Annotated in this window: 21 protein-coding genes; 11 read left to right on the top strand and 10 right to left on the bottom strand. The window is 62.2% G+C overall.

The window, feature by feature from the left end; all coding sequences use genetic code 11:
• The first annotated feature begins 1 nt into the window (after position 1).
• Together murJ and HX815_RS28890 are read left to right on the top strand one after the other, a co-directional pair.
• The gene (gene murJ, locus HX815_RS28895; protein WP_177029330.1) at positions 2–1,417 is read left to right on the top strand and encodes a murein biosynthesis integral membrane protein MurJ; all 1,416 of its coding nucleotides are present in this window, start codon (positions 2–4) and stop codon (positions 1,415–1,417) included.
• A gap of 36 nt (positions 1,418–1,453) precedes the next feature.
• On the top strand, positions 1,454–2,497 hold the full coding sequence (locus HX815_RS28890) for an acyltransferase family protein (RefSeq protein ID WP_177029329.1): 1,044 nt from the start codon (positions 1,454–1,456) through the stop codon (positions 2,495–2,497).
• A 112-nt stretch (positions 2,498–2,609) separates the two neighbouring features.
• Here the strand turns inward: HX815_RS28890 and HX815_RS28885 are convergent, their stop codons facing one another.
• Positions 2,610–3,191 carry a DUF4174 domain-containing protein gene (locus tag HX815_RS28885; RefSeq protein ID WP_134327043.1) on the bottom strand — a complete coding sequence of 194 codons (582 nt, stop codon included), beginning with the start codon at positions 3,189–3,191 and terminating at the stop codon, positions 2,610–2,612.
• A gap of 164 nt (positions 3,192–3,355) precedes the next feature.
• Entirely contained in the window at positions 3,356–3,976 is a 621-nt protein-coding gene (locus HX815_RS28880) for a glutathione S-transferase (RefSeq protein WP_177029328.1), read from the bottom strand.
• Positions 3,977–4,046: 70 nt separating this feature from the next.
• Between HX815_RS28880 and HX815_RS28875 the strand changes: the two genes are divergently transcribed.
• A complete protein-coding gene (locus tag HX815_RS28875; protein WP_003208231.1) occupies positions 4,047–4,262 on the top strand; it encodes an AbrB/MazE/SpoVT family DNA-binding domain-containing protein in 216 nt (71 codons plus the stop codon).
• Here HX815_RS28875 and HX815_RS28870 read toward each other — a convergent pair.
• Together HX815_RS28870 and HX815_RS28865 are read right to left on the bottom strand one after the other, a co-directional pair.
• Positions 4,259–4,837 (bottom strand): GNAT family N-acetyltransferase, encoded by a 579-nt coding sequence (locus tag HX815_RS28870; protein WP_008434573.1) that lies wholly within the window; start codon positions 4,835–4,837, stop codon positions 4,259–4,261. The genes HX815_RS28875 and HX815_RS28870 overlap by 4 nt on opposite strands.
• 72 nt (positions 4,838–4,909) lie before the next feature.
• Positions 4,910–7,267 (bottom strand): DNA polymerase II, encoded by a 2,358-nt coding sequence (locus HX815_RS28865; protein ID WP_102605361.1) that lies wholly within the window; start codon positions 7,265–7,267, stop codon positions 4,910–4,912.
• A 230-nt stretch (positions 7,268–7,497) separates the two neighbouring features.
• On the opposite strand from HX815_RS28865, the gene HX815_RS28860 reads away from it, so the two are divergent.
• The 7 genes from HX815_RS28860 to HX815_RS28830 all read left to right on the top strand — a co-directional run bounded on the left by HX815_RS28860 (position 7,498) and on the right by HX815_RS28830 (position 15,943).
• Positions 7,498–9,732: a TonB-dependent siderophore receptor gene (locus tag HX815_RS28860; protein WP_177029327.1), complete on the top strand. Its 2,235-nt coding sequence runs from the start codon at positions 7,498–7,500 to the stop codon at positions 9,730–9,732.
• Positions 9,733–9,926: 194 nt separating this feature from the next.
• On the top strand, positions 9,927–10,808 hold the full coding sequence (locus tag HX815_RS28855) for a LysR family transcriptional regulator (protein WP_177029326.1): 882 nt from the start codon (positions 9,927–9,929) through the stop codon (positions 10,806–10,808).
• Between the two features lie 120 nt (positions 10,809–10,928).
• Positions 10,929–12,035: a tartrate dehydrogenase gene (locus tag HX815_RS28850; protein WP_177029325.1), complete on the top strand. Its 1,107-nt coding sequence runs from the start codon at positions 10,929–10,931 to the stop codon at positions 12,033–12,035.
• A 2-nt stretch (positions 12,036–12,037) separates the two neighbouring features.
• A complete protein-coding gene (locus tag HX815_RS28845) occupies positions 12,038–13,486 on the top strand; it encodes an aldehyde dehydrogenase family protein (protein WP_177029324.1) in 1,449 nt (482 codons plus the stop codon).
• Positions 13,487–13,518: 32 nt separating this feature from the next.
• The gene (locus tag HX815_RS28840) at positions 13,519–14,277 is read left to right on the top strand and encodes an SDR family oxidoreductase (protein ID WP_008434578.1); all 759 of its coding nucleotides are present in this window, start codon (positions 13,519–13,521) and stop codon (positions 14,275–14,277) included.
• Between the two features lie 27 nt (positions 14,278–14,304).
• Positions 14,305–15,276, top strand: coding sequence for a cyclase family protein (locus HX815_RS28835; protein ID WP_087695324.1), 972 nt, complete (start codon positions 14,305–14,307; stop codon positions 15,274–15,276).
• 79 nt (positions 15,277–15,355) lie between these two features.
• Positions 15,356–15,943 carry a hypothetical protein gene (locus tag HX815_RS28830; RefSeq protein WP_003208246.1) on the top strand — a complete coding sequence of 196 codons (588 nt, stop codon included), beginning with the start codon at positions 15,356–15,358 and terminating at the stop codon, positions 15,941–15,943.
• Between the two features lie 21 nt (positions 15,944–15,964).
• On the opposite strand, the gene HX815_RS28825 is transcribed toward HX815_RS28830, so the two are convergent.
• The 6 genes from HX815_RS28825 to HX815_RS28800 form a co-directional block, all read right to left on the bottom strand.
• A complete protein-coding gene (locus HX815_RS28825; RefSeq protein ID WP_177029323.1) occupies positions 15,965–16,432 on the bottom strand; it encodes an SRPBCC family protein in 468 nt (155 codons plus the stop codon).
• Positions 16,433–16,510: 78 nt separating this feature from the next.
• On the bottom strand, positions 16,511–19,000 hold the full coding sequence (locus HX815_RS28820) for a TonB-dependent receptor (RefSeq protein ID WP_087695323.1): 2,490 nt from the start codon (positions 18,998–19,000) through the stop codon (positions 16,511–16,513).
• Positions 19,001–19,100: 100 nt separating this feature from the next.
• Positions 19,101–20,051 (bottom strand): FecR domain-containing protein, encoded by a 951-nt coding sequence (locus HX815_RS28815; protein WP_008434584.1) that lies wholly within the window; start codon positions 20,049–20,051, stop codon positions 19,101–19,103.
• Entirely contained in the window at positions 20,048–20,572 is a 525-nt protein-coding gene (locus tag HX815_RS28810) for a sigma-70 family RNA polymerase sigma factor (RefSeq protein ID WP_008434587.1), read from the bottom strand. Before HX815_RS28810 ends, HX815_RS28815 begins: the two co-directional genes overlap by 4 nt.
• A gap of 83 nt (positions 20,573–20,655) precedes the next feature.
• Positions 20,656–22,548: a penicillin-binding protein 2 gene (gene mrdA / locus HX815_RS28805; RefSeq protein ID WP_003208249.1), complete on the bottom strand. Its 1,893-nt coding sequence runs from the start codon at positions 22,546–22,548 to the stop codon at positions 20,656–20,658.
• A 195-nt stretch (positions 22,549–22,743) separates the two neighbouring features.
• Entirely contained in the window at positions 22,744–24,159 is a 1,416-nt protein-coding gene (locus tag HX815_RS28800; RefSeq protein ID WP_177029322.1) for an aldehyde dehydrogenase family protein, read from the bottom strand.
• A gap of 101 nt (positions 24,160–24,260) precedes the next feature.
• Here HX815_RS28800 and HX815_RS28795 point away from each other — a divergent pair, with 101 nt between their 5' ends.
• Complete coding sequence (locus HX815_RS28795; RefSeq protein ID WP_177029321.1) at positions 24,261–25,151, top strand: LysR family transcriptional regulator; 891 nt, start codon at positions 24,261–24,263, stop codon at positions 25,149–25,151.
• The last annotated feature ends 74 nt before the right edge of the window (positions 25,152–25,225 follow it).

The raw sequence follows: 25,225 nt of genomic DNA, 5'->3' as shown, positions 1-25,225 counted from the left end.
CATGCTCGGATCGGCGTTCTGGTTGACCCTGGCAACCTTGCTGGGGTTGTGCCTCGGGTTTGCCCGTGAGTGGTTGCTGGTGGCGGCGTGGGGTGCGGGCGAGCGCAGCGATGCGTTCCTGATCGCGCTGTTCTTGCCCGAAGCGTTACGCATGTCCCTGGCCGGCGGTGTGCTGAGTGCCGCCGCCCTGCCGCTGTACCTGCAACGCAAGGACGGCGAGCGCCTGGACTGGCTGGCGGTGTTGTTCCCGGCGCTGTTGCTGATCGCCCTGGTGACCAGCCTGCTGCTGACGTTGCTGGCGCCATGGCTGGTGCAGCTGCTCGGCCCGGGGCTGGCGGCGACGGCCACCAGCCTCGCCAGCAGCAACTTGCAGATTCTCGCCTGGAGTGTGCCGGGGCTGATGCTGCATGCGCTGTTCAGTATTCCGCTGCAGGCCAGCGAGCGCTTTGTGGTCGCGGGGCTCGGTTCGTTGCTGTTCAACCTGCCGCCGGTGACCTACCTCGCCCTCGCCGGTACCGCCACGCAACCGCACTCGCTGGCGTTGGCCTGCCTCACCGGCAGCCTGCTGATGCCCCTGGCGCTGTTGCCGTCGATGCTGCGCCTGGGCTGGCGGCCGTGGCGGCTGCGGGCTTCGACATTGGAATTGCGCGAGCTGGGCGCTCGCATAGGCCCGCTGCTTTTAAGCAACGGTGCCAGCCAGGGTTTGGCGCTGATTGAACGGCTGGTGGCGTCCTTGCTGGGTGAAGGTGCGGTGACCTGGGTCAACCTGGCCCGCAAGCTGATGAACTTGCCGTTGATTGCCCTGATGAGCCTCAACCAGGTGCTGCTGGGCATGATGAGCCGGCGCCAGGGCGACGAGCGCCTGGCCCTGCTCAAGCGTGGCCTGGAAACCGCCAGCCTGCTGACCTTGCCCGCAGGCGTCGGCCTGGTGGCGGCGGCGCCGAGCCTGGTGGCGTTGCTGCTGCCGAAGCAGTCGGTGGATTCGCCGTTGCCGCTGTTGCTGGCCTGGTTTGCCGTGCCGCTGGTGTTCGGCGCCTGGAACGCCCTGCTGGCGCGTTATGCCTATGCCGCCGGCGACACCCGCCAGCCGCTGCGTTGCGAGTTGCTGGGCAGCCTGGTGAACGTGTTGCTGCTGGGTGTGCTGCCGTTTGTGTTTGGCCTGGCGGGTATCCCGCTGGCCGCCCTCGCCGGCGTGCTGTGCACGGCGTTGCTGCTGATGCAACGCCAGGCCTTGCTCGGCGCCCTGCCCTGGAAGGGGCACTGGGTGTTGAGTGCATTGATGATGGGCCTGGCGGCGTTGGTGTTGTTCAGGATCCAAGGTATCTGGCTTCAGCTGGGGTTGAGCACCCTGGCGGGGGCCGTGGTGTTGCTGGGCATGGGCCTGTGGCTCAAGCCGTGGCGCAAGGCAGATTTATAGAGTGGGAGCAGTCAGGTGAAAAAACGCTGGATTCAAATGGATATTGCCAAGGGCATTGGCATCCTGATCATCGTGTTCGGGCATGGCTGGTTCGTGGAGCATTCCCCGAACCTGCTGTACCCGATACTCGCGGTCTTCATCCTGCCGCTGTTCTTTTTCCTCTCCGGGGTGTTCTTCAAGCCCGAGCAGCCGTTCGTTGAAATGGCGGTGCGCAAGGCCGATGCCCTGCTCAAGCCGTTCTTCACCACGATGCTGGTGTACGTATTGGTGCGCGACATCCTGCGCGGCCAACCGCTGCTGCCCGACATTGGCGGCGTGCTGTACGCCTCGGTGGATACCCTGCCCTGGCAGGCCTTGTGGTTCTTGCCACACTTCTGGGCGGCGATACTGTTTGCCTGGGTGATGCTGCGGCTGATGCAACGCCTGGGCCTGTCCCTGGTGTGGAGTTGCGTGGTGGTGGGCGTGCAGTTGCTGCTGGGGGTCTGGACCCTGGACTGGTTCTGGCAGGTACCGATCACCGTCGGCGGCCAGACCTGGACGATGCCGGGGCTGCCCTTCAGCCTGGATGTCACGTTGATCAGCAGTACCTATTTCATCCTCGGTTATCTGCTGCGGGACGTGCTGCGCAAACACCAGAGCTCACTGCTGAGCATGGTGGTGGCGCTGGTGGTGTACTTCGCGATTTTCATCCCGACCTGGGACACCATGGACCTGGCTCAACGGCGCTATGACCATTGGCTGTGGACCAGTGCACTGGCGGTGATCGGTGTGTACATCTGCTGGGCGCTGGCCGGGTTGATGATGACGTCTGCGGTGCTGACCCGCGCCATGACCTACATCGGCCAGTCGACACTGATCCTGTTGATTTTCCACGGCGAGATCCAGCACAAGACCATTGCCCTCCTGCAGCACCTGGGCATGCCGGATGTGGCGGCGGCGTTTATCGGGCTGGTGGTGGCGGTGGTGGTGCCGTTGATGATCGGCGAGGTGATCAAGCGGGTGGCCTTCCTGCGGTTTTTCTACTTCCCGTTCCCGGTGCGCAAGGCACCGGCGGTGGCCGGTGAAAAGCCTGGAGCTTGAGGCGTGATGTGGGAGCTGTCGAGCTTTAGCGAGGCTGCGTGGCATCACCGCGGTGTGCCTGAATTACCGAGGTGATGCTATCGCAGGCAAGCCAGCTCCTACAGAAAAACGCTCAATCATCCAGTGCCGGTTGTGGCGCTGGATGCTTGGAGTTCTTGCCGGCCTTGGCGCCAGGCTTGCCTGCTGCAGGGGCAGCGGGCTCAGGTTCGGCCGGGGCGGCAAGGTCCTTTTCAGCCTGGGGCATCTGATCAATCGCGCTGAAGAAATCCGCCAGGCTGAGGGTGTCGGGTGGCACGGTCTTCTCGAGTTTTTTCTCGCCGTCCTTGCCCACCAGGATCACCTTGGTACCACTGCCGGCGCCCAGCTTGAGTGCGCGGATCAGCGCGTTGGTTTCCGGCGGCGCGAGCTTCTTGTTGTCCTTCGCGTCCTTGGCGAACTTCTCGCCTTCAGCGCCGATGCTGCCAAAGGACACGGTGTACAGCACCATGTTGCGCTCTTCAAAGGACTGCTTGTTGGCAGGCTCGTCCAGCTGTTTCTTGAGGGTGGCCAACGTCGGGTTGCCGGAGTCGAGCTCCACCACCACCAACGGACGGGACTTGCCCAGGTCCTGCTTGAGCGGATTGAGATCATCCGCGGCCAACAGCGGCCCCGTAAAAGCCATCAGGGTAGCCAGGGTCAGCGACCGGATGAGCATGCACACCTCCTTTGAATTCCATGCAGGGTTCTTGAGTTTCATGTCTGCGACAGTCAAATTCAAGGATGATTCCTACAACAACTTCAGAAAGCGTAGGTCAGGACGCCCGCGACGCAAGGCGTTTAGCCACCTTACGCCTCATTGTTTCTTTTGATTGCGGATGCTCACGACGGCCAATGCCGGGCAAATACCGGCGCTACGTTTGGGTGGGCATCCACCTGCGCCAGCACCCGGGCAAACTCAGGCCGCGACTGTTGCAGCGCGTCCCGCCCGCCTGCCCAACGCGACACCGCCGCAGCCATGATCGCCAGTGCATTCGGAACCTGCGCCGGGGTGAACAGTTGCTCGGCAAATTGATCGGCAAACACCTCCCAGGCCCTACGCAGGCGGCGACGGGTGCCGCTGATCAACTGTTCATGCTGCTGCGCATCGGGGCTGTCGGTCCAGCGTTCCGGATAGTCGATGATGCCAATCGCCGAGTAACAGTTGGCGGCGATGTACACCAGGCCGCGAATGACTTGGGCGGGCTCCTCGGGCAGCAGCCCTGAGGCGGGAAACTGCAGGCCCAGGTGAATCAGGATCGCCGCGCTTTCCGTCAACACGCTGCCATTGGGCAGTTGCAGGGTAGGGATTTGCTTGAGCGGGTTGATCCGCGCCAACGCCTCGTTGCCCACGCGGTCTTCCCAGGAGCAGGCGTCGACCTGGCACCACTCGACACCGCAACGCTGCAGGGCAATTTCGATGATGCACGAGCCGGTGCCTTGGGTTCCGTAAAGGGTGTACACAGTGCCAAGCCTCCTGGCAGTGGATTGAGGTGTTAGGCTAGGCCGTTCATTCGTTCAACGGGAAGCCATCATGCACAGCAAACGCGTCACGATCGAAGACTGGGACGGCGACGGCGCCATCCGCCTGCCAGACGAAGCCTTGCAGGAACTGGGGCTGGATGTGGGCGACACGCTGTACATCGTCGAGACCTATGTGGGCACGCAAAAAGGCTTTGTGCTGTCGACCACGCCGAAAATTGCCGACCGGATGGATGAGTTGGTGGAAGAGCTGAGCCATAAGCCCTAGCGAGCCAGCCTGGCTTGCAACCCCGCCTTCACCTGTGGCCATTCCGGATCAATGATGCTGAAGCGCACCGAGTTGCGCTTGCGGCCATCGGGCATGATGCGCTCGTGGCGCACGATCCCTTCCTGTACCGCGCCGAGGCGCAGGATCGCGGCCCGGGATTTTTCGTTGAGTTCATCGGTGGTGAACTGCACCCGCACGCACTCCATCACTTCAAACGCGTGGGTCAGCAGCAACAGCTTGGCCTCGGTGTTGACCCCGGACTTCTGCACCGACTGGCTGATAAACGTGTGGCCGATCTCCAGCTTGCGGTTGACCCGGTCGACCTTCCAGAATCGGGTGCTGCCCACCACTTCACCGGTGTCGCGGCGCACGATGACAAACGGCATCACGGTGCCCGCCTCACGCCCGGCCAGGGCAATGTCCACGTACTTTTCGACGGTGTCGGGCCCCGGCACGTTGGTCACCTTGAGGTTCCACAACTGCCCGTCGGCAGCAGCCTGTACCAGGGCGGTGGCGTGTTCGCGTTGCAGGGGCCGGAGTTCGACCGTGGTGCCGGTCAGGGTGATTTCAGTCATGGGAGGGCTGCGCTGTCTGGTGGTCGTCAGTGGCCAAGATTGCAGGCTCTCGCCACCTCAAGGCAAGCCGTTTCAGAACAAGCCCATCTGGCCGCCCACCAGGGTGCCGAAGTCATCGTTTACAAACGGCAGGATCGCGTCCGCCACCGGTTGCAGTTGCCGGGTGACGTAGTGGTCGTAGTCGATCGGTGCCTGGCGCACTTCCAGCGGTTCGGGGCCGTTGACGCTGATCACGTAGCTGATCCAGCCACCGTTCTGGTACTGGCGCGGGCGACCCTGGCGGTCGTTGTATTCGTCGGCCAGCCGCGCGGCGCGCACGTGGGGCGGTACGTTGCGCTCGTAGTCACCCAGTTGCCGGCGCAGGCGCTTGCGGTAGATCAGCAGGTCGTCGAGCTCGCCGCTCAAGGTGCGACGTACGTAGTCGCGCACATAATCCTGGTGGGGCTGGCGGTGGAAGATGCGCTGGTAGAGTTCCTGCTGGAATTGCCGGGCCAGGGGCGACCAGTCGCTGCGTACGGTTTCCAGGCCCTTGTAGACCATTTCTTCGCTGCCGTCGGCACGGGTGACCAGCCCGGCGTAGCGCTTTTTGCTGCCCTCTTCCGCACCACGAATGGTCGGCATCAGGAAGCGGCTGAAGTGGGTTTCGTATTGCAGTTCCAGGGCGCTTTGCAGGCCGAACTCATTCTGCAGGCGCTCGCGCCACCAGGTGTTGACGTGCTGCACCAGGTCCAGGCCGATGCGCGTCGCGTCTTCCTGGGAATGGGGGCTGCCGAGCCAGACAAAAGTCGAGTCGGTATCGCCGTAGATCACCTCATAACCCCGGGCTTCGACCAGCTCGCGGGTCTGGCGCATGATCTGGTGGCCGCGCAGGGTGATGGACGATGCCAGTCGCGTGTCGAAGAAGCGGCAACCACTGGATCCGAGTACGCCGTAGAAGGCGTTCATGATGATCTTCAGCGCCTGTGACAGCGGCGCGTTGTGTTCGCGCTTGGCCACTTCGCGGCCCTCGGAAACCCGCGCGACAATCGACGGCAGGCAATGCCGGGTGCGGGAAAACCGCGCACCGCGAAAGCCTTCCACCGACTCGCTGTCTTCGGGGTGACGCAGGCCTTCGATCAGGCCCACCGGGTCGATCAGAAAGCTGCGGATGATCGACGGGTAGAGGCTTTTGTAGTCAAGCACCAGCACCGACTCGTAGAGGCCCGGGCGCGAATCCATGACAAACCCGCCGGGGCTGGCCTGGGGTGGTTTGTCTCCCAGGTTCGGCGCGACGAAACCCTGGCGGTGCATCAGCGGCATGTACAGGTGCGTGAACGCTGCCACCGAACCGCCGTTGCGGTCTGCCGGCAAGCCGGTGACGCTGGCTCGTTCGAGGAGGAATTTCAGCAGCTCGGTCTTCTCGAAAATCCGCGTGACCAGCTCGCAGTCCTTGAGGTTGTAGCGTGCCAGCGCGGGCTTGTCCTCGGCGAACATGCGGTTGATTTCGTCCATGCGCTGGTACGGCGTGGAGATCGATTTACCTTCGCCGAGCAAGGTCTGGGCGACGTTTTCCAGGCTGAAGGATTCGAAACTCCAGGTGGCCGAGCGCAAGGCTTCGATGCCATCGATGATCAACCGCCCGGCCGCTGCCGCGAAGTAGTGATTGCGGCTGCCGTGCTCGCGCCACCCCATGGCATCGCCGCCACGGCCAAGCAGCAGCGGCACGTTCAGGCGTTGCGCGTGTTCGTGCAGCACGCGCAGGTCGAACTGCACCAGGTTCCAGCCGATGATCGCGTCGGGGTCATGGGTGGCGAGCCACACATTCAGGCGTTCGAGGAGTTCGGCGCGGGTGTCGCAGTAGTCGAGCTTGAAGTCCACCGCATCGGTGTTGTTGGGCGGGCCGAGCATGTACACCTGGCGCTCGCCGCAACCTTCCAGGGCGATGGAATACAGGTCGCCCTGGGCGGTGGTCTCGATGTCCAGCGACACCAGCTTGAGGGGCGGGCGGTAATCCGGCGCGGGTTTCATCTGCGCCTCCACCAGCATGCCGCCCTCGCCCGCTTTGCCGCCGAACAACACCGGCGCGGTGATGAAGCGCTCCATCATGTAGCGATCGGGCGGGCGCACATCGCCTTCGTAGACGTCGATGCCGGCTCGACGCAGGCGCTTTTCCAGGTCCATCAATTGGCGATGCTGTTTGGTGTAGAGGCCCAGCACCGGGCGATGGTGGAAGTCGCAGAGCGCCAGGTCACGCAACTCGATACCGCGCTCGCCCTTGAGCTGCAGCTCGGCGGGCTTGCGATGGGCTTGCGGGATGAACATCACGGAGGTCTGCACCGGCAAGCGCACGAACCTGGGGCCTTGATCGGTAGCCAGCCAAAAGCTGACCTCCGTGCCCGCCGGGGTGTCGCGCCAATGCCGGGTCAGGACAAACCCCTGCTGTAAATCCACCTTGCCACACCTCAAGAATCACTTTCAGGGCGTGATTCTACTCGGCCTGTGCCACGGCGCGGCGATTTAACCGAAATGGCCTACGTATACGGAGAGAGTAATCTCACAAACTTGTTGCAGAACATTAATGACAATTACTATCATTCGCACCGGAGTCGTATCCGCGCAGCGAGGACGCGCAACGTTGTTGCCCTTTTCCTCACATTGACGGTTCGCCGTCAGGATCGACCATGCCCACTTCCACCCGTTTGGCTGTGCCGTTTCGCCCTACCCTGCTCGCCCTTTGCTGCTCCCTGAGCCTCGCCGCTCACGCCGCCACTCCAGAAACCCCGCAGGATGCGAACAACAGTCAGGACGGCAAGGCTCTGGAACTGGGCGCTACCACCATCAGCGCCGACGCGGCCACGCCCAACGCCCTGCCCACGGTGTACGCCGGCGGCCAGGTCGCCCGCGGCGGGCAACTGGGGGTGCTGGGCAACCAGGACATCATGGACGTGCCCTTCAGCATGTCTTCCTACACCGAAAAATTGATCCGTGACCAGCAGGCCGAGAACGTCGGCGATGTGCTGCTCAACGATTCGTCCGTGCGCCAGGCGTCGGGGTACGCGAACCAGGCCCAGGCCTTTGTGATCCGTGGCCTGCCGCTGAACGGCGATGACATTTCGTTCAACGGTCTGTACGGCATCCTGCCGCGCCAGATCATGTCCACCGACGCCCTGGAGCGGGTTGAAGTGTTCAAGGGCCCCAACGCCTTTATCAATGGCGTGACGCCCGGCGGTTCCGGGATTGGCGGCGGCGTGAACCTGCAACCCAAGCGCGCCGATGATGTGCCGTTGCGGCGTTTCAGCACCGACATCAGCAGCGATGGCCGGGTCGGCGAGCACCTGGATATCGGGCAACGTTTTGGCGAGGACAATCGTTTTGGCGCACGGGTGAATATTTCCCAGCGCGAAGGCGACACCGGGATCGATGACGAGAGCCAGCGTTCGAAGCTGTTTGCGGTTGGCCTGGACTATCGCGGTGATGCGCTGCGTTTGTCGGGAGACTTTGTCTACTCGAAACAGCAGATCAATGGCGGGCGCAACACCGTGTTGCTCGGCCAGAACCTGCCCCATATCCCCAACGCGCCTTCGGCCGACACCAACTACGCGCCGAGCTGGGGCACCAGCAGCCTGGAAGACACTTTCGGCATGTTGCGCGCCGAGTACGACCTGAATGACAACTGGACCGCCTACATCGCAGGCGGCGCCAAGCACACCAACGAGATTGGCCGTTACTCCTCGGTCACGTTGAATGACACCCTGGGCAATGCCACCGTCAGCGGCTCGCGCATCGCCCACCAGGAAGACAACACCAGCCTGATGGCGGGCTTGAATGGCAAGTTCCAGACCGGCGCTGTCAGCCACAAACTGAACTTCGGGTTGACCGGGATCTGGGCCCAGACGCGCAACGCCTATGACTTCGACCTCAACGGCCACGCCAGCAATATCTATAACCCGGTGGACGTTGCCGAACCGGTCAAGGGCAGTTTCGTCGGCGGCGACCTGAACGATCCGGGCATCACCGCCAAGACCTTCGCCCGCAGTGCAGCGGTGTCGGACACCCTGGGCTTTATGGATGATCGCTTGCTGGTGACCGCCGGGTTGCGCCGCCAGGAACTGGTGGTCCAAGGGTATGCCTACGGGTCGGGCCCACGTAACGCCAATTACGACAAGTCGATCACCACACCGGTGTACGGCCTGGTGTTCAAGCCGTGGGACCACGTGTCGTTCTATGCCAACCATATCGAAGGCTTGGCCCAGGGCCCGACCGCACCTCAGAACGCCGGCACCGCACCCATTACCAACGCCGGCCAGGCCTATGCCCCGGCGCGCTCGAAACAGACCGAAGCCGGGGTCAAGCTTGACATGGGTACCTATGGCGCAACCCTGGGTGTGTATCGCATCGAGCAACCAACCGACGGTTACTCACAACTCAGCGCCGACGGCTTGAGCGCCACCTATGTTCGCCAGGGCGAGCAAGTCAACAAAGGCGTTGAGCTCAACGTGTTCGGTGAACCGATCGCCGGCCTGCGCCTGCTGGGCGGCGCAACCATCATCCACACCGAAGTCCACGGCACCCAGAACGGCGCCAACGACGGCAACCGCGCCATCGGCGTACCGACCTTCCAACTGAATGCCGGCGTGGACTGGGATGTACCAGGCCTGCAAGGCGTGACAGTCAACGGACGGATGCTGCGCACCGGCGGCCAATATGCCGACGCGGCCAACAACCTCAGCCTGCCCGCCTGGAACCGCTTCGACGTGGGCGCCCGCTACACCTTCAAGGTGGACCAGCGAGACGTCACCCTCGGCGCCACTGTGGAGAACGTCGCCAATACCAAGTACTGGGAATCGGCACTCGGCGGATACCTGACCCAAGGTGACCCGCGCGTGGCCAAGCTGTCGGCCAGTATCGACTTCTAACCCCTGTCAATGTGGGCGCTGGCTTGCCTGCGATGCGGGCACCTCGGTGTGTCAGATGCACCTCGGTGATGCTATCGCAGGCAAGCCAGCTCCCACAGAAAGCAGATCTGCCTGCACCCGGGTTGTTTGCCGGACATTGGACAGCCGAACGCCAACTGCGTAGTTTCCCAACCACTGCGCACAAGGACCCCGGCATGTCCCCCGACCTCACTTCCATCGAGCTGTTCCTCAAGGCGGTCAAGCTGGGCAACCTGTCCCGGGCGGCCGAGCAATCCCATCTCTCCCTCTCTGCCGCCAGCCGACGCCTGTCGCTGCTGGAGCAGCACTTCAAGGTCGCCCTGCTGACCCGCACCTCCACCGGCGTTTCACCGACGGCAGCCGGGGAAGTATTGGCCCAGCATGCACAATCGATCCTGCGGGCCGTGGACGGCATGCACGCCGATCTCGCCGATTACGCCAAGGGCGCCACCGGCCGGGTTTGCCTGTACGCCAACAGTTCGGCGATGAGCCAGGAACTGCCGCGCCAACTGACCCAGTGGAACACCTTGCACCCGGGCATCCGCCTGGATATTCGCGAGGAGCGCAGCCGGGAGATCCTCCAGGCCGTGCGCGAGGGCGTGGCGGATGTCGGTATCGTCACCACCCGCCCCAGCGAAGAGCTGCGGTTCGAGCCCTACTGCCAGGACCGCCTGTGCCTGATCGTGCCCCATGATCATCCGTTGAAAATGCGCCATGCGCGCTTCGAGGATTTGCTCGGCTATGACTTCGTCGGGCTGGAGGACAACGCCGCCATCACGCCGCTGATTACCGAAGCCGCCGCTGCGATTGGCATGCCGTTGCGGTTGCGGATGCAGGTGCGCAGTTTCGAAGCAGTGTGCCGCTTGATCGCCGCCGGCCAGGGTGTGGGCGTGTTGCCACAGGGCGCGGTGCAGATCTTCCGCAAGGAGATGGCCTTGCGCTTTATCGAAATCGACGACAGCTGGGCCGACCGGCAGATGTACCTGTGCATGCGCAAGGAACAGCCGTCACTGACGAGCCTGGCACTGTTCGACTACCTGAGCGCCAACCCTGCGTAAACCTTTGGCCTTCGAATTTTGCGAAGGCCGATTCCACAATTAGCAATTCCCCTGTTGTCACAGCTGTGCCAAGAATGCCCCCGCCAGACCTTCCTATAAAAACAAGACAGGAGACACGGCGTGTCCCAATCCCACACCCGCCCCACCCACCGCATCGCCGTGATTCCCGGCGACGGCATCGGCCGCGAAGTGGTGCCCGAAGGCCTGCGGGTACTGGACGCTGTCAGCCGGCGCTTCGGTATTCACTTTCACTTCGACCACTTTGCCTGGTGCAGCGAACACTACCTGGCCCACGGCACGATGATGCCCGACGACTGGGCCGAACAGATCGGCAGCCATGACGCGATCTTCTTCGGCGCGGTGGGTGCGCCCGACATCATTGCCGACCACACTGCGGTGTGGGAGTCGCTGCTGAAGATCCGCCGCCAGTTCGATCAATACGTGAATATCCGCCCGGTGCGCCTGATGCCCGGCGTGCCCTGCCCGCTGGCCGGCCGCGTGCCGGGGGACATCGACTTTATCGTGGTGCGGGAAAATACCGAGGGCGAATACTCCAGCGTTGGCGGCCGCATGTGGGAAGGCACGGCGCGGGAAATCGCGGTGCAGGAGTCGATCTTCTCCCGCGAAGGCGTGGACCGCGTGGTGGACTACGCCTTCAAACTGGCGCAACAGCGCCCGCGGAAAAACCTGGTGGCGGCGACCAAATCCAATGGTATCTCGATCACCATGCCGTTCTGGGACGAGCGGGTTAACGAAGTTGCCCGGCGCTACCCGGACGTGAAGACCGCCAAGTTCCACATCGACATTCTGTGCGCGCACTTCGTGCAGCATCCCGACTGGTTCGATGTGGTGGTGGCCTCCAACCTCTTCGGCGACATCCTTTCCGACCTCGGCCCGGCGTGCACCGGCACCATCGGCATTGCGCCGTCGGCCAACCTCAATCCCGAGCGGCGCTACCCGTCGCTGTTCGAGCCGGTGCACGGTTCCGCGCCGGATATTGCCGGGCTCGGTGTCGCCAATCCCATCGGGCAGATCTGGTCGGCCGCGCTGATGATCGAGCACCTGGGCGACGGTGATCCGCTTTACCAGGAAGCGGCGGCAGCCATCGTGTCCGCCATCGAAACGGTGCTTGCCGAAGGCCCGCGCACCCGGGAAATGGGCGGCAGCGCCAGCACTGTCGAAGTGGGTCGCGCCATCGCCGAATGCGTCGCAGGGAACAGGAGCTAAACATGACCAACGCACATTACATCGCCAACCAATGGCTGGCGTCGACCTCGCTGGAAGACATTCCGGTGATCGACCCCAGCACCGGCGACACCTATTCGAGCATCGCCCGTGGCACGGCCGCCGATATCGAGGCGGCGATCAGCGCGGCGCGCCTGGCACTCGGCGAAACCTTCGACGGCCCGTGGGGCCGGTTGTCTGCCGTGGAGCGCAGCCGTTTGCTGGCCAAGCTCGGCGTGGCGGTGCTGGAACATCATGAAGAGCTGGCGCAGATCGAGTCGCGGGACACCGGCAAGGCGCTGAAAGTCGCCCGCGCCGATGCCACCGCCCTTGCCCGCTATTTCGAATACTACGCGGGTGCCGCCGACAAACTGCACGGCGAAACCCTGCCGTACCAGGCCGGCTACACGGTGTTGACGGTGCGCGAACCCCACGGGGTGACCGGGCATATCATCCCGTGGAATTACCCGATGCAGATTTTCGGGCGCAGCGTCGGCGCCTCGTTGGCGGCGGGCAATGCGTGCGTGGTCAAGCCGGCGGAAGATGCCAGCCTGTCGTTGCTGCGCCTGGCGGAAATCGCTGCCGAGGTTGGTTTTCCAGCCGGCGCGATCAACGTAGTCACCGGTTACGGCTACGAAGCCGGCGCGGCGTTGTGTGCACACCCGGGCATCGATCACATTTCGTTCACCGGCTCCACCGCCACCGGTACTGCCGTGTCGAAAGCCGCTGCCGAACGCCACTGCCCGGTCACCCTGGAGTTGGGCGGCAAGTCGCCGCAACTGGTGTTCGCCGATGCCGACCTGGATGAAGCGTTGCCGGTGCTGGTCAACGCCATCATTCAGAACTGCGGGCAAACCTGCTCCGCCGGCAGCCGTTTGCTGGTGGAACGCAGCATTTACGAAACCCTGCTCGCACGCCTCAGCCAACGTTTCAGCGAACTGCGCGCCGGGCCTTCGGCGCTGGACCTGGACATGGGCCCGCTGATCAATCAGAAGCAGCTGCGCCTGGTGCGCGAGTTTATTCGTCAAGCCGAACAGGAAGGGATCACCGTCGCCGCGCGCGGAACGGTGGTTGCCGAGGCCGGCAGCGGCGGGTATTTCCAGGAGGCGGTGCTGTTTCGCGATGTGCCGCCTGACAGTCGCCTGGCGCAACAGGAAGTGTTCGGCCCGGTGCTGGCCGTGATGCCCTTCGATGATGAAGCCGAAGCGATTCGCCTGGCCAACGGCACCGAGTTCGGCCTGGTGGCCGGCGTGTGGACCCGCGATGGCGCACGGCAAATGCGCCTGGCGCGCACCCTGCGTTGTGGCCAGGTGTTCATCAATAACTATGGCGCCGGTGGCGGAGTTGAATTGCCATTCGGCGGCGTGAAGGCCAGCGGGTATGGACGGGAAAAAGGCTTCGAGGCGCTGCTGGGCTTTACCACCTTGAAGACCATTGCGATCAAACACGGTTGATTCCTCACAACAACAAGAACGGAGAACACACCATGCGTTTAGCCAATAAAGTCGCGATCGTCACCGGCGCCGGTTCGGGGTTTGGCGAGGGCATCGCCAAGACTTTCGCGCGCCAGGGCGCCAAGGTCATCGTCGCCGACATGAACGCCGTTGGCGGTCAGCGGGTGGTCAATGAAATCGCCGAAAGCGGCGGCCATGCGCATTTCATCGAGGTCAACGTGGCCAACGATGAAAGCATGGGCGCCCTGCTGCGTGGCACTTTGGAGCAGTTCGGCGGCCTGGATATCGTCATCAACAACGCCGGTACCACCCACCGCAACCGGCCGATGCTGGAAGTCGACGAAGCCGAGTTCGACCGGGTGTTTGCGGTCAACGTCAAAAGCATCTTCTTGAGCGCCAAGCATTTTGTGCCGCATTTTCGCGGCCAGGGCGGCGGCGTGTTCGTCAATATTGCCTCGACGGCGGCGATCCGCCCGCGTCCGGGACTGGTCTGGTATAACGGCAGCAAGGGCGCAGTGGTGGTCATGAGCAAGACCATGGCGGCGGAGCTGGGGCCGGACAATATCCGCGTCAACTGCGTGAACCCGGTAGTGGGTGCCACGGCGTTGCTCAGCGAATTCATGGGCGTGCCGGACACCCCGGAAAACCGCCAGAAATTCATGGCGACCATTCCCCTGGGGCGCTTTTCCACCCCGCAAGATGTGGCCAACGCCTGCCTGTACCTGGCGTCGGACGAAGCGGCGTTCATCACCGGCACTTGCCTTGAAGTCGATGGCGGGCGCTGCGTGTAACTCACTCTCACAGGGACCGGAATTGCTATGTGTGATCTTCATAATAAGAACGAGCCGAACACCCGCGAATTGCTTGAAGGCCTGCCAAAGAACTGGGGTAAATGGGGCCCGGACGACGAAGTCGGCGCCCTCAATTACCTGACTGAAGCCGAAGTACTGCGGGGCGTGGCCTCGGTGCGCCAGGGCAAGACCTTTACCCTGCAAGTGCAGATCGGCCACCCCGACGGCGACCCGATGTGGCCGGCGCGCAACCCGTCGATGCGCTTCAACACCCTCGACCACAGCCATTACCACTTCGGCAAACAGCCGCACATGACCGGTGGTGCGGCGTATTCCGATGACGTGATCTTCATGCAGCTGCAAGGCTCGACCCAGTACGACGCCCTCGGCCACGCCTGGTACGACAATCAACTGTGGAACGGCTACGACGCCCAGACCACCGTTGGCGGCATGGCCAAGGCCAGCGTGCTGGCGATTGCCGAACGCGGCGTGGTGGGCCGTGCGGTGCTGATCGACATGGCCCGCCATCGCGGCAAGAAGTGCCTGGGCCGGGGCGAAACCTTCAACCACCTGGACCTGCTCGACGCCGCCAAAGCCCAGGGCGTGACCATTGAAAAACGTGACATCCTGATCATCCGCACCGGGTCCATGGGGGCGTTTTATGAGCTGGGCAAGACCGAGTTCTTCAAGGACCTGATGGAGCCGGGGCTGACCTACAGCCGGGAGCTGGTGGAGTGGTTCCACGAGATGGAAATCCCCAACCTGGTGACCGACACCATCGCCAACGAAGTGATCACCGACCCGGTGTCCGGGGTGCAGATTCCGCTGCATTGCGCGCTGATGCGCAACCTGGGGATCGCCTTCACCGAAATCGTGTTGCTGGAGGAACTGGCCGCCGATTGTGCGGACGACGGCCAGTGGAAATTCCTCTACACCGCCGCCCCGCTGAAGATTGTCGGGGGCAGTGGCGCACCGGTGAATCCGGTGGTGATCAAGTAGCCGTTCCGTCTCAGTGGCGAATTTGCGAATCGCGAGCGCGCCACTAGACTCAAGGCTCCTCTCACATGGAAGTCCACTCATGAATGTATTGCGCCCTCTTCGCCAGGCAATTGCCCTGGCAACCCTGCTGTCTGCTGGTGCCCTGACGGCACATGCTGCCGATATCCCGCTGTCCAAGTCGCTGGAAGCCGATGAGGTGACCACCAAGGTGCTGGAGGTGGATGCCGCCAACCATCAGGTGGTGCTCGAAGGTGCCGAAGGCCGCAAGGTGCACGTGCAGCTCAGCGACCAGGCCAAGGACCTGGGCAATCTCAAGGTAGGTGATCAGGTCAAGGTGCTGGTGACCCATTCGGTAGCCGCCGTGCTGGACACCGACATCGACAAGAGCGCACCGGACGCCACCGAGAAGACTGGCGTATTGCGCGCCACCGCGGATAACCCGAACCCGGGCGGTGCGGCCTTCCGCCAGGTACAGGTGCAGTTGAAGATCACCCACATTGACCTGGCGAAAAACCAGGTAACCCTGGAAAACCCGGCGGGCCAGAGCAAAGTGCTGACCGTGGAGAAACCGGAAATTCGCGCCGGCCTCAAAGACCTCAAGGTCGGCCAAAGCGTGTTGGTGACCTACACCGATACCCTGGAAATCAGCACCGCCCACGAAGGGTGATGAATGCGGCGCCCCATCAGCTCACGGCTGATGGAATTTCGCCAGATAGTCTTCGATGTTGTTCATCTGATCATCCCAGCCTCGGGAGTTCTTCTTGTAGGCCTTCTGGCGGCGAACGTCCGGGATCCCGTCAAAACCTGACTCCACCACCCGCAACAAGATGCCTTCGGCGTGATCCTCGAGGGTGAACTCCACCAGCGTTGGGGTTTCCGCGTCGTAATCCACATCCTTGTCTACGGCGTAGGGATGCCAGCTGAAAGAGAACCGTGTCTGTGGTTCAAGCCGCTCGATCCTTGCCTTCCACACCACGTGCTCGTAACCGGGATAGGTGATCGGGGCTTCAATGGCCCGGCCCTGGGCAAACTGTTTGCCCTTGAGGGCGATGCCAAACCAGCTGCCGAATTGCTCGGCGTCGGTCAGTGCTTCCCAGACCCGTTGGCGTGGAGCGTTGAGCAGGACTTTACGTTTGATTTCATTTGATTCGTGCATGAGACACCTCCTGTATTGACAGTAGGCGACATCGACCAATGCGCAACCCTGGGGTTGCGCATTCCCGGTTTCAGCGAGTCAGAATTGCCACTTGGCGTTGACCATCGCGTTGCGCGGTTCGCCGTAGGAGCCGGAGTTGAACGTGCCCAGGCCGTCGTAGTACTTCTGGTCGAACAGGTTGTTGACGTTCAGGCCCACCGACAGGTGTTCATCAACCTGGTAGCTGGCGAGCAGGCCGACCACACCGTACGGGTCCTGCTTGGCCTTGTAGTACGGGCCTTCGTAGTTGATTTGGGAGGACGCATAGATCTCGCTTTGCCAGGTGACGTTGGCGCCGATGGTCAGGCGGTCGAGGTTGCCGGGCAGGCGGTATGAGGTGCCGAGTTTGAACAGGTTGATCGGCTGGTTGGCCTGCACGCGTGCGCCGTCCTTGTCGTGGGATTCGCGGTAGGTGTAGCCGCCGAATACGTTCCAGCCTTCGGCCACTTCACCGGAGATTTCGGTTTCGACGCCACGAGTGCTGGTGCCGGCGATGGCCTTGTAGACGGCTGCGCCTGAAGAGTCGGTGCCGGATTGCTCGGGAGTATTCTTCTGCTCGATGTCGAACAGGGCAATGCTGGCGTTCAGCGCGCCATTGAAGAATTCGCCCTTGAGACCGATTTCGTAGTTGTCGCCCTGCTGCGGCGCCAGGGAGCCCTTTGAAGACGTCTTGTAGAAAGTCTGCGGCAGGAAGATGTTGGTGTAGCTGGCGTAGACCGAGTAGGTATCGTTGAGGTCATAGATGACGCCGGCGTAGGGCGTGACCACGCCGGTCTTCCTGGTTTTATCGATGGTTTTCGTGCCTGCTGCGTAGTCCCGGTCGGCGTTCTCCTGGTTCCACCAACTGACCCGCGTCCCCAGGATGATCGTCAGCGGATCAATCGGTTTCAAGCGCAGGGCGGCGTAGACGCCGGTCTGTTGCAAAGTGGTGACGGTGCCACCGACTTCGGTGTACGAACGGCGACTGTACTGCCGGCCATCCCAGGTGAAGATGTTGTCCACCTGACCGTAGTCGTTATCGGCCGAACCGCTGCTGTAGTCGGGGAAGTTCAGGTGCGTGCGCGAACTGCTGGCGCCCATCACCAGTTCATGCTCACGCCCGCCCAGCTGGAACGGGCCGGTGGCATACACATCGACGGTGTCCTGGGTCTGATAGCTGTCCAGGCGATAGATGAAGGCACCCGCGCCCTGCCCTGTCACGGGGTCCGGGTAGCCGCCACTGGCCGACGCGCCCTGTCCTTTGCGGTAGGAATACTGATGGCTGTAGGCAGTCTTGAGGCTCCAGTCGTCATCCAGCTTGTGATCGAGCATCGTCGTGAAGGTGTAGCTGGTGTTGTCCATGTAGCTGGAGCGCGAGGCCGGGTTGAAGGAGCGGGAGAAGTGGGTCTGGGTGCCATTGTTGTAGAACAGCGGAATATGGCCGTAGGTGCTGCCATTGGCGTCGTTGTTCTGGTAGTCGAGGCTGGTGCGCAGCGTGGTGTTTTCGTTCAGGTCGATATCCAGGGCGCCATACATCACGCGCTTGTCCTGCTTATACCAGTCGATGAACGAATTCTGTTTTTGATAAGCCGCGACGAAACGTCCGCGCATGTTGCCGGTTTCGGTCAACGGGCCGGACACATCGACTTCGGAACGGTAACGGTCCCACGCCCCGGCTTCGCCGGAAACGTAGGCCTGGAAGTCCTTGGTCGGGCGCTTGCGCACCAGGTTGATGGTGGCCGATGGAGTGCCGGCGCCGCTCATCAGCCCGGTGGCGCCGCGCACCACTTCGACGCGGTCGTAGATCGCCATGTCGGAGATCGCGCCGGTGTATTGCTGGGACTCGTTGGCCACCTGCGACGGAATACCGTCGTACTGGAAATTCTGGATTTCAAAGCCCCGGGAATAGAACGAGTAACGCTCGCTGTCGCGGTGGTTGCTGCTGATGCCGGGGGTGAAGGCCAGCACTTCGTTGAGGGTCGACAGGTGTTGGTCGTCCATCAACTGGCGGGTGACGACGCTGACCGATTGCGGCGTTTCCCGCAGCGACAACGGTAGCTTGGTCGCGGTACTGGTGGCGCCGGTGGTGTAGGAGCCGGTGTTTTCGGTGGTCAGGCTCAGCCCTTCGGCATTGATGCTGGTGGCGCCCAGGGTCAAGGCGCCGCTGGATTGCGGGATCAGGCCGTAGCTGCCATCACCATTGGCCGCCACGCTCAGGGCGCTGCCCGCCAACAAACGCGCGAAACCCTGCTCGACACTGTAGGTGCCGGTGAGGCCCTGGCTCTGCTTGCCCGCGGTCAGGCCCGAGTCAAAAGACAAGACGACGCCGGCGTCACTGGCAAAGCGGCTCAGTACCGACCCCAACGGGCCGGGCGCGATGCTGAAGGTCTTTTGCGGGCTGGCCGCCACAGCGCTGGAGCCTGGGGACAGCAACGGGCCCAGAAGGCTGTATTGCACCATCAACGACACGCCGAACAACGCCACCTGCAGGGGCTTTTTGCGAAATGATCGAAGCGGTGGATTGGCGACTGAAGTTTGCCCTGCGCGCATTACTGACTCCTGGTGACCGAAAGAAATGAAGAGGTATTGCAGGAGGAGTCGAGCGAGGCGCGGCAAATCGACAACGGCGGCGGATAAATATTTTGCGTTTTTATCCGCGGGCGACAATTTGGGTCCAGTAATCGGTGCGGGAGATGCGCCGTACCGGTAGCGCACGGGTCAGTGCGGTGAGGGTCAGGTCCAGATCATCCAGGGAATAGGCGCCGGAGACCCGCAGGTGGCCGACCTCGGCAGCACACCCCAGGTAACCTGGCCGATAGCGCTGCAACTCTTCGAGCAGGCGATCCAGCCGCCAGTTGTCCACCACCAGGCGCCCCGCCGCCCATTCGCCCTCGCCGGGCTCAATGGCGCGCAGCGTCAGCAGGCGGCTGGTATCGAAGGTCACGGCGTTGCCGGTGGTGATCACCGTCTCTGCCAGCTCATCACCCGGGCGCACGGCCACGGCGTGTTGCAGGACGCTCATGGCGGTGTAGCCGTCGAACTGGCGCACGGTGAAACGTGTGCCCAGCGCGCGCATCTCGCCGTGGGCGCTGCGTACCATGAAAGGGCGTGCATCCTTGGCGGTCTCGATCAGGATCTCACCGGCGCGCAGGATCAGCAGCCGCTGGTCCGGGCCGTAGCGCACATCTACGGCGCTGGCCGTATTGAGCGACAGCCGGGTGCCATCCTCGAGGGTGACAGTGTGACGTTCGCCGGTGGTGGTGCGCTGATCGGCCATCCATATCGGTGCCTGGCGATAGCCGGTCCAGCCCATGGCGCTCACCCCGGCACCGATCACCAGGCCCTTGAGCAAGCCGCGTCGCCCCAGGTGCCGGGAATGATCGGCGGCCTTGTCCAGCACATTGACGGCCAGGGATCCCGGCAGGCACTGGAGTTGGCCCTGGAGCATCTCCACACGCTGCCAGGCCCACTGGTTCAACGGGGATTCTTCGCGCCACGTGTTCCAGTCCTGCTGAAGCTGGCGATCACCGGGCACCTCCGCCAGGCGTGCAACCCATTGGGCTGCGGCACTCAGCGCCTGGCGTTGCGGGTCAAGGGTCATTGGTCCAGCGCTTCAAGCAGGCAATGCTCGGTGGCCTTGGCGATGTATTTGGTCACCGAGCTGACCGAGACCTGTAGCTGCTCAGCGATTTCCTTGTAAGGCATGCCCTGCAACTGCGAGAGCAGGAACGCGCGTTTCACCTTGCGCCCGAGACCGTCGAGCATCGCATCGAGGCGCTGCAGGGTTTCGATGATCAGCAGGCGCTCTTCAGGTGACAGGGCGTAGGCCAAGGGCTGTTCGGCCAAAGCCTGGAGATAAGCCTGCTCAAGGGCCTTGCGACGGTAGCTGTCAATCATCACGCGCCTGGCGATGGTCACCAGGAAGTGCCGCGGCTCCTTCAGGTCGGCGGCCAGAGGTTTGGCCCGGTCGGCCAATAGCAGGCGAATGAAGGTGTCCTGTGCCAGGTCAGCCGCCTGATGCGAACACCCCAGCCGCGCACGCAACCAACCCACCAGCCAGCGGTGATGGGCACCGTAAAGCGTGGCAACAGGCTGGTGAGCGTGGCGGATCGATTCGGGCATGATGGCGATTAGCGCTAATGAGAACGAATCGCAATTTAGACGAATGTAGGAGTAAGGGCAATCACCTGTGTGTATTTGTGGCTTTAGACGTGGGGATCACCCGGCGCCTTGGCAGGGGTCGCGTATTGCGGCTTCAAGTGGCCTTCCTGATCGAGCAGCCAGGCGTCCATGATCTGGCGCACCACCGGCCCCGCCACTCGGCCACCAGCCTCGCCGTTTTCGATCATCACCGAAATCACGATCCGCGGGTGCTCCGCCGGGGCAAAGCCGACGAACAAGGCGTTGTCGCGGTTGCGCTCCAGGGTCTTGAGACGGTTGTAACGCTCGCCCTGCTTGATCGCCACTACCTGCGCAGTACCAGACTTGCCAGCAATCCGGTACTGCGCACCGGCTGCAGCCGCCCGGGCGATACCGCGTGGATCGTGCATTACCAATTGCATGCCGTGGTTGACCTGCTCCCAGTCGCGTGGGTCTTTGAGCACCACGTTGGGCATCGGGTTTTCATCCACCGGCGGCACGCCATTGATGGTCTTGGCCAGGTGCGGTCGGTTCCACACGCCCTTGTTGGCGATCAGCGCAGTGGCCTGGGCCAGCTGCAACGGGGTGACCTGCATGTAACCCTGGCCGATGCCGAGGATCACGGTTTCACCCGGGAACCAAGGCTGGCGCCGGGTAGCGCGCTTCCAGGCTTGGGACGGCATCAGGCCGGCTGACTCTTCGAACATGTCGAGGGAGACTTTCTGGCCAAGGCCGAACTCGGCCAGGTAGTCGTGCAGGCGGTCGATACCCAGCTTGTGGGCCAGGTCGTAGAAGTAGGTGTCGTTGGAGCGCATGATCGCTGCGTCCATGTCCACCCAACCATCGCCGCTGTGGTTCCAGTTGCGGTATTTGTGGTCGAAATCCGGGAGTTGGTAATAGCCCGGGTCGAACACCCGGGTCTGGGCGGTAACCACGCCGCTGTCGAGGCCAGCGATGGCGACTTCCGGCTTGATCGTCGAACCCGGCGCGTAGAGCCCGCGCAGCACGCGGTTGAACAGCGGACGGTCGAGGGAGTCGTGCAGCGCGGCGTATTCCTTGAAGCTGATGCCGGTGACAAACAGGTTCGGGTCGAAACTTGGCTTGCTGACCATCGCCAGCACTTCGCCGGTTGCCGGGTCGAGAGCAACCACCGAACCACGGCGGTCGCCGAGGGCTTCTTCGGCGGCTTCCTGGAGTTTGACGTCCAGGCTCAGCACGATGTTTTTGCCGGGGATCGGGTCGGTGTGCTTGAGCACCCGCAGGACGCGGCCCTGGGCGTTGGTTTCAACTTCTTCATAGCCGACGTGGCCATGCAACTCGGACTCGTAGAAACGCTCGATCCCGGTTTTACCAATGGACTGGGTGCCCCGGTACTCCACTGAGTCGAGGGCTTTGGATTCTTTTTCGTTGATCCGGCCTACGTAGCCAATGGAGTGGGCAAAGTGCGCACCCAGCGGATAATGGCGGACGAATTGCGGCTCGACATCCACGCCCGGCAGGCGGAATTCGTTGACGGCCAGCACGGCGATCTGCTCTTCGGTCAGCTCGTAGAACAGGGTGACGGGCACGAAGGGATGACGGGCTTGCTTGAGCGCCTTATCAAATACGCCGCGATCCTCGGCGGGCAAATGCAGGAGGCTGACGATAGCGTCCAGCTCTCCTTTGAGATCGGTGGTGCGCTCGCGGGTGATGGTCAGGTTGTAGCTGGGACGGTTGTCGGCAAGTACTACGCCGTTGCGGTCATAGATCAGGCCGCGGGTCGGTGTGATCGGCAGGACGTGGACGCGATTGTTTTCGGAAATGGTGGAGTGGTAGTCGTACTGCACCACCTGCAGGAAGTACATCCGACCTACCAGGGCGCAGGTAATGCCGATTACCAGCAGCGCGCAGGCCAGCAGCCGCTTGTTGACCAGGCGGTTTTCTTTTTCGTGATCCTTGATCGGTATTGGTTCAGGCATTTCTACAGCATCTCGTTGAATAAGGTCGACGCCGCTTCCTGCGGAGGAAAAATCAGTCCTTGTGAAAATGTGCTGCACCATACCAAAAATGCAGAAACACTTTGCATCGATTTCCCTGAACGGTGTGCTAATGGAGCCTGTTCATGCACTTTGGTTTGAGCCGTTGACCTTATTCATGCGTTTTTATGCTGACGATCAGCTCAGGATCGACTTGGGCTCCAGGAAGGCTTCGAGGCCGAATGTGCCGTACTCGCGGCCGATACCCGATTGCTTGAAGCCACCAAACGGCGCTAGAGGTTCATGGGCCAGGGTATTGATCAGCACTCGGCCAGCGTCTATACGGCTGGCCAGCCTGCGGGCGCGTTCGGGATTTGAAGACAGGATGTATGCCTGGAGGCCGTAGGGTGTGTCGTTGGCGATGGTCAGGGCCTCTTCCTCGGTTGCGTAGGTAATGATCGAGAGCACTGGGCCGAAAATCTCCTCGCGGGCGATGGCCATTTGGTTGGTCACCCGGCTGAATACGGTTGGTTTTACGAACCACCCGGCTTTGATGCCCTCAGGCAAACCGCGACCTCCTGCCAATAGGTGGGCGCCCTCCTCGATCCCGATCTGAATGTAGCGCTGTACGCGCTCCCACTGTTTTTGGCTGACCATGGGGCCGACCGCAGTGGCTGGGTCACGAGGGTCGCCGGCTTGCACGTTGCCCACCTCGTCGATCATCAGCGCTTCGATTTCTTCCAAACGACTTTCGGGTACCAGGATTCGAGTGCCGGCGATACAGGCCTGGCCGCTGTTCATGAAACCGGCCTGAAGGGCCATGGGCACGGCCGTCTTGAGGTCCGCATCATCGAGAATCAGCACCGGTGATTTGCCGCCCAGCTCTAGGGTCACGCGCTTCAGGGTCTCGGCGCCGGTCCGCAGGATTGTTTTGCCGACAGCGGTTGAACCGGTGAAGGACACTTTTGCGATGTCGGGATGGGCGCTCAACACGGCGCCTACGGTTTCGCCACGGCCAGTGACGATGTTGAATACACCAGGAGGCAAGCCTGCGTCATGCAGGGCGCGGGTGACTAGCGAGGTCTGGATTGCGCTCATTTCACTGGGTTTGATCACGGCGGTACAGCCGGCGGCCAACGCTGCAGCGAGCTTGCCGCAGATAAAACCGGCGTTGCTGTTCCAGGGTGTGATCAAGCCGGCCACACCCAGCGGCTGCATGACCACCTCGGCGATGCCAATGCGTCGGGAGAAGTTGTAGTTCTCCAGTACTGAAGCGGCATCTTGCAGGACGCTAGCTGCATGCCTGGCCATCCACCGCGCACGGGATAATGGGGCGCCGTACTCCTCGATAATCGCGTCGGTAAGTGCGTCCTCAATGGATTCAACTGCGGCGTGAAGGCGTTTGAGATAGTCGATGCGCACATCTTTAGAGCTATGGGAGAACTCGGTAAAAGCTCGCTTGGCGGCAGCGATGGCATCCAGGGCGTCTTGTTCATTTGCCAATCGAACCTGGCCGATACGCTGGCCTGTTGCAGGGTTGAACAGGTCAAAAAGCTCTTCGCCATGGGGCGTCACAAAGGCGCCGTTGATGTAAATCTGGTTGATGTATTGCATAGGTCCTCCGGGACGCTGAGCTAGTGCGTCCTACGGTAAGTCACTATGATTAAGCTGATAAGCCGTACAAATCGGCATGAGTTGATGAGCGTTTCAGGACAATGAATACATCCGGGCTGAATGAGTTGGAAGCGGTGCTGGCAGTGGCTCGGCATCGCAGTTTTCGTGCAGCGGCGACCGAGTTGAATGTGTCGACATCGGCGTTGAGCCACTCTATAGCGGGGCTTGAAGCGCGGATGGGGGTGAGGCTGTTCAATCGCACCACGCGCAGCGTGTCGTTATCTGAAGTGGGCGCGGAGTTTGTCGAAACCATTACCCCTGCACTGTTGAGCATTCGCACGGCCTTCGAACAGGCAGGAAATCGCAGCGCGGAACCCAGCGGTACCTTGCGCCTGAATACCTCGGCGGGGGCGGCAAAGCAGGTGATGCCGTTGCTGCTGGAGTATCTGCGACGTTATCCACGGATGAAATTGGATATCGTCACTGAGGGGCGGCTGGTGGATATCGTCGCGCAGGGGTTTGATGCGGGGATTCGGCTCGGGGATACGGTTCCTCAAGACATGATCGCAGTCGATATCAGTCCGGCCCAACGTTTTTCGGTATTGGGCAGCCCGGACTATTTTGCTCTCAACCCAGTTCCCGTCAGTCCCATGGATCTGCGGGCCCATCAGTGTATTCGCAGCCGGATGCCCAGCGGTGCGATCTATCACTGGGAGTTTGAGCGACATGGCGAAGCGCTTGCTGTCGAGGTGCAAGGGGTTTTGACCCTGGATAATCCGACTCTGATGCTTGAGGCTGCCAGGGCGGGACTAGGCTTGACCTATCTTACGGAATGGAATGCCGCTGCCGATTTAGCGAACGGGACGTTAGTGCGCGTACTGGAGGAATGGACGCCGTCTTTTGACTGCTTGCGCCTCTATTACCCAGGTAGGCGCCATGTGCCGGCCGGGTTAAGGGCACTGATTGAGTTGATCAGGGAGCAAGGCTTTTAACCAGGCTGGATCTTTTTTACGGCCAACAGCTCTCTCCCCGTTTTCCGACCGCCCAAAACAAAACCCCTGACTGC

Source organism: Pseudomonas sp. E6002, assembly GCF_013385565.1.
Classification (GTDB): domain Bacteria; phylum Pseudomonadota; class Gammaproteobacteria; order Pseudomonadales; family Pseudomonadaceae; genus Aquipseudomonas.
This window is presented reverse-complemented; position numbering and strand designations above follow the sequence as displayed.